2 protein-coding genes are annotated in these 1,210 nt (G+C 62.0%); both read right to left on the reverse strand.

Annotated elements, in window-relative coordinates; genetic code table 11:
* Positions 1 to 11: 11 nt before the first annotated feature.
* The gene (locus AAFP05_RS08315; protein WP_341729391.1) at positions 12 to 476 is read right to left on the reverse strand and encodes a YbaK/EbsC family protein; all 465 of its coding nucleotides are present in this window, start codon (positions 474 to 476) and stop codon (positions 12 to 14) included.
* Positions 477 to 702: 226 nt separating this feature from the next.
* Entirely contained in the window at positions 703 to 948 is a 246-nt protein-coding gene (locus AAFP05_RS08320; RefSeq protein WP_341729392.1) for a hypothetical protein, read from the reverse strand.
* Positions 949 to 1,210 lie beyond the last annotated feature (262 nt).

Consider the following 1,210-nt stretch of genomic DNA (forward strand, 5'->3'; position numbering starts at 1 on the left):
GTCGGGCCAGTTCATGATCGATCGCTGATATCGGCCACGGTTGCGTGCAGCGCGGCGATCATCTGGTCCGCATCGAGTGAGATCGACACCCCCGGAGCGCCTGCGCCCATCGAAATGCGGTGTCCGATGATGGAAGCATCCGCGATGACCGGCCAGGCGTGACTGGCACCGAACGGGGTGATGGTGCCGCGTACATAGCCTGTGACTTCGAAGGCCGTGTTCGCGTCCGGCATCGACAGTCTGTTGACGCCGAGCAGCGCGCGCAGCTTCGGCCAACTGAAGGTGCGATCACCCGGCACCAGGACGAAGAGATAATCGCCAGAGCCGCGGCGCACAACGAGTGTCTTGACGATGCCTCGGGGTTCGATGCCGCGCAGCTTGGCCGCCTCTGCCAGGGAACCCACCGGCCCGTGACGGGTGATGGTCTGTTCGAGGCCGAGCGCGCGCACGGCGTCGATGGCCTGCTGTTCGCTCACGGCTTCCGTCTCCTTTGTCGGTCGTGCGAATTTGAGTTAGGACCCTCCAGAGCATTACCGCTGCGCGTCGCTTCGGTGATCGGGCGCCTGATCGCGACGAGCGAAACCGCCACTCGACGCGTTAATTCTTCGTCAGGCCCTTATGTCGCCAGTTCGTTAGCAAACGAGAGCGGCCCGGTTCGGAAGAGCCGGGTCGCCGTCGTTTGCTAAGGGTCCTAAGACTGAATCAGCTCAGCTTGTCGGTCTCGTCGTGAATGCGAAGGGCGACTTGCCGTAGCTTGTCGGAATGCTTGCGTGCGTGATGTGCACAGAAGAGCAGTTCGCCACCCGATTCGAGAGTTACGCGAAGGTAGGCCTGCGCACCACAGCGGTCGCAGCGATCTGCTGCGGTCAACTGCTGATCGCTCATGACTGTCGCGTTCAACTTAATCTCCTCACTCTCCGGGGGTACTGCCGGTCGTTTCGTCAACATGTATTCGGCTGACTTTGTTCCCGTGCTGCCAGCCTACTCGTTCGCGGTAGAAGACAGGTCTCTGTCGCGTTGCCGTCACGTTACAGGCTGGCTCAAGGTCTGGCGCCGAGCCGCCGGCGCCGGATTGTGTAGGTTCATCGCCCGTGCTGGGCCCTATTCCTACACAATCCGGGCGCTGGCCTCGGGACTCGCGAGCAAGCTCGCAGCCCACTCGCTTCAATCGTCTGTACTCGCCTTGCTCGTCCAGACTTCAATCGCCTCG

Source organism: Brooklawnia sp. (assembly GCF_032229645.1).
Taxonomy (GTDB): Bacteria; Actinomycetota; Actinomycetes; order Propionibacteriales; family Propionibacteriaceae; genus Brooklawnia.